Raw genomic sequence first — 4,497 nt, forward strand, 5'->3', positions numbered from 1 at the left:
GCGCCCACCGCTGCAACGTTTCACGCTCGTCATCGCTCAACACCAACTCGGCCACCGGCCGACCCCTACGCGTCACCCACCGAGTTTACCATTTATTAACGTAATTTACGGCGCAGGACACTAGGCCACTGCCTACCACGATGGGGATGCGCAACCAGGAGTGGTTCGTTGAGAGCGTGAGGAATAAATACTTGATGTATCACGTATACTACGTTGAACTGATGCAGGCTAGCTCGGAGGATTCGCCATGACTGAGACCATCAGTAGCTTGATGGAAGCGAACTTGCTCGGAGTATTCAACGAGCGCGATGCCCAGCGGAGGGCCTCGGCGATTGAGAGCATCTATGCCCCCGATGTTCGCTGGACGGACGACGAGGGGACCACCGTTGGCCGTGAAGCGTTGGCAGCCAAGGCAAGAGAGTTGCAGTCGCAAATGCATGGACTGGTTTTCACCAAAGCCAGTCCGGTCTACCAAACCCACGGGTTCGGATACTTGGCCTGGAACCTCGGACCCGAGGGCGGCGAGCCCGTAGCCAGCGGATTCGACGCGGCCGTCGTGCGGCATGACCTTATCTCCGAGCTCTATACAGTCATCACTTCATCGACGGATGGGCAACCCGATGCGCACTGATCCGGGAAAAACTCCGCAACACGAAACGAATGATTCCCCATCACAGCTGCTGGAGGCGTTCGTCCACTACCTTCGCGCACGCCCCTCCGAAGTCGACCACGAACAGGCGGGGTGCGATGACGGCTCGTTCCGGCTCGAAGCGGTGACACGCGTTACGAGTGAGCTGGGGGATGTCCCAGCCGTCACGCTTGAACCACTTGCCGGCCCGCCCGATCGCACGGTCCTTTACTTTCATGGAGGTGGCTATGTCAGTGGCTCTCCGCCGGATCGCTATCTGCCATTAGCTGCCGCAGTGGCTTTGGCTGCCAATGCCCGGGTGCATGTGGTGGACTATCGGCTCGCACCGGAAACCCGCTTTCCGGGCGCCTTTGACGACTGCTTGTGCGCCTATGACTGGCTTGTTTCGCATAGCGGTGTGTGACCCGCAAACGCTGGCCGTGCTCGGCGACTCGGCTGGCGGCAACCTTGCGGTTGCCGTGACCGCCGCGGCCAGGGCTCAGGGCTTGGCGCTTCCAGCCTGCGTCGCCCTGATCTCGCCGCTAGCCGACCTAACGCTCAGCGGCTCCTCCATGGAGGAACGTAAACACTTGGACCCTTTGGTCACTCGTGAGATGCTCGCGTCGACAGTAACCGAGTACCTTGCCGGCGTTGACCCCCGCGATCCCCGGTGCTCTGCGATCTTCGCCGAGATGCGCGGCCTTCCCCCGACTCTCATCCAGGTCGGCGAGAACGAAATCCTTTACGACGATGCCATCCGCATCCGAGATGCTGCCGCCACCGCAGATGTCAACGTGACGTTCGAATCCTGGCGACATGGAGTCCACGTCTGGCCGGTGTTTATCTCCGCTGGGCTGCCCGAATCCGCCGCCGCTATCGAACGTCTGGTGACCTTCTTCAAAGAGCACGCCGTCGCACGTTCGGCGTCACCAGATTTCTCGATGGGAAGTGAATTAGCTTGACGGCTGGCCGATCCCCCGGACTTTCATTCCCGCGGCTTCACCCCCCGGCCGGCGTGAGTACGACAACTGGGATGGGCCCAAACCTAATATCTGATGGATAGGAGCTGCGTCGATGAACTCAAGATCCGCCAATCTCGGCTGATCGTGAAATCCCAGTGACGGTTCAGAACATGCGAGTAACGAGGAGAATCCGGTGGCTGATCGATGGGTGATGCACGGCACGGAGTTCGAGAATTGCCCCTGCGCCTGGGGCTGCCCGTGCCAGTTCGGTGCGAAGTCAACCCATGGGCGCTGCGAGGCGTTGATGGGCGGCCACATCGAGGAGGGAAACTTCAACGACACGAATCTCGACGGCCTGGACTGGGCGGTGCTCATGTCCTGGCCGGGTGAGGTCGTCGAGGGCAACGGCACGCAGCAGGTCATCATCGACGAACGGGCGGATCCGACTCAGCGAGAAGCACTGCGCAAGATCCTTCATGGCGAGTCGACTACCCCCGGAGCGACGCATTTCTTCATGTACAACAGCACGATGTCGACCGTGCTGGACACGCTGTACGCACCGATCGAACTGTCGATCGATGTCGATCAGCGCATGGCCAGCCTCAGGATTGAAGGGCTAGTCGAGTCACGCGGGACGCCGCTCCCCAAGCCATCGAACCGAGGTTTGCCGAGCAGAATACGCCTCAGTACCCCGGATGGGCCGCGCTATCTCTATGCCGAGATGGGCAACGGCAACACCACAGCGCGGGCGGGAATCGAGCTTGACTTCAAGGACAGCTACTGTCAGTTCAACGTGCTGCACATGAACCAGGACGGACTGATCCGCTGACCACATCTTGGGTCTGGCGCCACCGAGACCGTCTGGCCGTATTGACCGGCCTGAGCGGCATCACAGTCGCAGCGTGGGTGTACATCGTGGTGACAGCGCGCCGAATGGCGGCCGGGTCAGCGGGCATGAGTGGTCATTCGACGGCGCCGGTGATGGACGCGATGACCGGGATGCAGCCGTGGACGGCAACCGAATTCGTTCTGAGACTGGCGATGTGGGCCGTGATGATGGTCGCAATGATGGTTCCCACCGCGGCACCAATGACCCTGCCGTACGCGGCAGTCGCCCGGAAGGCCGCGGCCCAGCACAACCCGCTGGCCCCGACGTTCGTATTCGTCACCGGTTACATCGCGATGTGGACGATCTTTGGTCTCGTGGCCACCATCGCTCAGCATGCTCTTGATCAGGCCGCGCTGCTGTCCCCGATGATGGTGTCCAGAAGCGCCATGTTCGGGGCGGCGCTGCTGATCGCAGCTGGCATCTACCAGCTCACCCCGATCAAGAATGCGTGTCTGAGGAACTGCCGGGCCCCAGCGCACTTCCTGTCCCGCTACTGGCGCACCGGCAACCTCGGCGCCTTCCGCATGGGACTGAGGCTCGGCGCGTACTGCGTGGGCTGCTGCTGGATCCTGATGGGACTGCTGTTCATCGGCGGCGTGATGAACCTGCTATGGATCGCGGCGATCGCCATCTTCGTCCTGCTGGAGAAGACGATCCCATTCGGTGAGGTGGGTGGAAGGTTGGCGGGCGCCGCGATGATCCTGGTTGGCGCCGTGAGTTTGGTCTGGTAGACCGCGCGCTTAGTGCGGACAGCGCTGGCTGATCTTGCGGCAAACGCGCCCTGAGAGGTTTGCATCTGCCCTGCGATGTCTCCGTTGCCCATGGTCGCAACACCAACTTGCCGCGGGTGTGTCGCAGTTCGACCTCTCGGAACGCGTCCGCACATCGTCGAGGGCGAAGACTCCGGTGATCGGCACTTCCAGCTCACCCCGTGCGACGAGGTCGGCCAACTCGCCGACCACCGCCGCGGTCGGTCCGATTCAGTCTCGCTCGTTACCTGCGGTTTCGTTTTCGGGTCTTGACGGCGTCAAGAGCAAGCGCTCGCTAAGCCTGGTGTGCTTCCCGACGGCGAGTCGTCAGAGTCCAGCGGCGCCCTCAAGCAGGCGGAGTTCGTCGTCAAGGTGCGTGGTCATCGCGCCCAGGCCGGGGACGGCGTAGCGGCAGCCGGTGAGCCCGAACGCGATCGTATCGTCAGTGCTGGTGCAGGTGATGTTCAGCGCCTGCCCGTCAACCGGGATTGACAGCGGGTAGAGGGCGTCGAGGCGGGCGCCGTTCCAGTACAGCGGGACCCGGGACCCGGACACGTTGGAGATCATCACGTTCGGCGGGCGCAGCAGCCCAGGGTGACCAACCAGCATGACCAGCGCCAGCGGTGCGGCCCCCAGCGCGCTCATCGCGAGTACCTGCAGTCGACTGCGCGAGGCCAGCGCGGCCTTTCCTTCGCGCATGCCGGCCCGCACCGCCGCGAGTCGCTCGCCCGCGTCGGCCAGGTTGGTGGCCAGGCTGCACGTCAACGACCCGATCTTGTTCCCCGTATCCCCGGTGCCGCCCCGGCCGTCCTCGGGTCGGGTGCCGTGCAGCGAGACCGGCACCATCGCGACCAGCGGCGCCACGGGCAGCGCCCCTTTACTGGTCAGATAGCTGCGCAGCGCCCCGGCGCACATGGCGAGGACCACGTCGTTGACGGTGGCGTCACTATTCTTGGCGACCAGTCGCAGCCGCTCCAACGGCCAGGAGCACCCGGTGAACGACCGGGTCCCGTCGATCGGCACGTTGAGCATCGTCCGGGGCGCGACAAGCGACAGCGGCCCACCGCGGCGGCACAGCGCTTGCTCGAGCGTGCCGGCGAGCGCAGGCACCAGCCCGGCCGCCTCCCGGGCCGCGCCCCAGGCCGTCGCCACCGCCCGACCCGGCAGCCCAAACCGGTCCAGACCGCACCGCCGCGGGCCCGGTGCGGCGGGTTCCGGTGCGGGCTCGACCGGCTCCCACAGTGCTGGCCCCCCACGTCGGCCGGGCTG

General features: G+C 64.0%; 6 protein-coding genes. 5 read left to right on the forward strand and 1 reads right to left on the reverse strand.

What is annotated here, in order from left to right:
- The first annotated feature begins 247 nt into the window (after positions 1-247).
- From ACLP4W_RS20265 to ACLP4W_RS20285, 5 genes are all read left to right on the forward strand, one after another.
- A complete protein-coding gene (locus ACLP4W_RS20265; RefSeq protein WP_442388992.1) occupies positions 248-631 on the forward strand; it encodes a nuclear transport factor 2 family protein in 384 nt (127 codons plus the stop codon).
- Positions 609-1,052, forward strand: a complete 444-nt coding sequence (locus ACLP4W_RS20270; RefSeq protein WP_442388994.1) for an alpha/beta hydrolase — start codon at positions 609-611, stop codon at positions 1,050-1,052. Before ACLP4W_RS20265 ends, ACLP4W_RS20270 begins: the two co-directional genes overlap by 23 nt.
- The gene (locus ACLP4W_RS20275) at positions 1,021-1,590 is read left to right on the forward strand and encodes an alpha/beta hydrolase fold domain-containing protein (RefSeq protein ID WP_442388996.1); all 570 of its coding nucleotides are present in this window, start codon (positions 1,021-1,023) and stop codon (positions 1,588-1,590) included. The genes ACLP4W_RS20270 and ACLP4W_RS20275 overlap by 32 nt, the downstream gene beginning before the upstream one ends.
- A gap of 211 nt (positions 1,591-1,801) precedes the next feature.
- Entirely contained in the window at positions 1,802-2,419 is a 618-nt protein-coding gene (locus tag ACLP4W_RS20280; RefSeq protein WP_442389002.1) for a DUF1326 domain-containing protein, read from the forward strand.
- A 125-nt stretch (positions 2,420-2,544) separates the two neighbouring features.
- On the forward strand, positions 2,545-3,210 hold the full coding sequence (locus ACLP4W_RS20285) for a DUF2182 domain-containing protein (RefSeq protein WP_442388998.1): 666 nt from the start codon (positions 2,545-2,547) through the stop codon (positions 3,208-3,210).
- Between the two features lie 345 nt (positions 3,211-3,555).
- On the opposite strand, the gene ACLP4W_RS20290 is transcribed toward ACLP4W_RS20285, so the two are convergent.
- A partial coding sequence (locus tag ACLP4W_RS20290) for a WS/DGAT domain-containing protein (RefSeq protein WP_442389000.1) occupies positions 3,556-4,497 on the reverse strand: 942 nt, incomplete at its 5' end.

The organism is Mycobacterium sp. (assembly GCF_052145595.1).
Taxonomy (GTDB): Bacteria; Actinomycetota; Actinomycetes; order Mycobacteriales; family Mycobacteriaceae; genus Mycobacterium.

Bases quoted from the DNA above. Each gene is read 5' to 3' on its own strand.
- ACLP4W_RS20265 (WP_442388992.1), top strand. From the start codon at position 248: ATGACTGAGACCATCAGTAGCTTGATGGAAGCGAACTTGCTCGGAGTA.
- ACLP4W_RS20270 (WP_442388994.1), top strand. From the start codon at position 609: ATGGGCAACCCGATGCGCACTGATCCGGGAAAAACTCCGCAACACGAA.
- ACLP4W_RS20275 (WP_442388996.1), top strand. From the start codon at position 1,021: ATGACTGGCTTGTTTCGCATAGCGGTGTGTGACCCGCAAACGCTGGCC.
- ACLP4W_RS20280 (WP_442389002.1), top strand. From the start codon at position 1,802: ATGCACGGCACGGAGTTCGAGAATTGCCCCTGCGCCTGGGGCTGCCCG.
- ACLP4W_RS20285 (WP_442388998.1), top strand. From the start codon at position 2,545: ATGAGTGGTCATTCGACGGCGCCGGTGATGGACGCGATGACCGGGATG.